Source organism: Sulfitobacter sp. HI0129, assembly GCF_001635395.1.
Taxonomy (GTDB): Bacteria; Pseudomonadota; Alphaproteobacteria; order Rhodobacterales; family Rhodobacteraceae; genus Sulfitobacter.
The window spans coordinates 1-475 of the sequence record NZ_LWGH01000955.1 but is presented as its reverse complement, the minus strand read 5'-3'; the positions used below and the strand labels follow the sequence as shown (position 1 = coordinate 475).

Below are 475 nucleotides of genomic sequence, written 5' to 3'. Positions count from 1 at the left end.
TCATATAGAACATTAGCAGAACATAAAGCCTATCGGCGGAAACCGGGCGATTGCCCCTGTCAGGCCGATATGACACACAGGAGACAGGCGAAATGGCAACGGCAGATCTATTGACCATGGACAACAAGAAGAGCGCGGAAAAGCAAAAGGCGCTCGACAGCGCGCTGGCCCAGATCGAACGTCAGTTCGGCAAGGGCTCCATCATGAAACTGGGCTCGCAGGGCGCGGTGCAGGACATCAGGGCCAGCTCCACCGGGTCGCTCGGCCTTGATATCGCACTTGGAATCGGCGGGTTGCCCATGGGCCGGATCATCGAGATCTATGGTCCCGAATCCTCGGGCAAGACCACCCTGACTCTGCATTGCGTGGCAGAGCAGCAGAAAGCGGGCGGCGTCTGCGCCTTTGTCGACGCGGAACATGCGCTCGATCCGCAATATGCCCGCAAACTGGGTGTCGACATCGATGAATTGCTGAT

The 475-nt window shown here is 58.1% G+C and carries 1 protein-coding gene; it reads left to right on the top strand.

Going from position 1 to position 475, the window contains the following annotated elements; translation table 11 throughout:
• Window positions 1-92: 92 nt before the first annotated feature.
• Window positions 93-475: ATPase domain-containing protein (locus tag A3764_RS21290; protein WP_330220553.1), on the top strand; the 383-nt coding region annotated here is incomplete at its 3' end.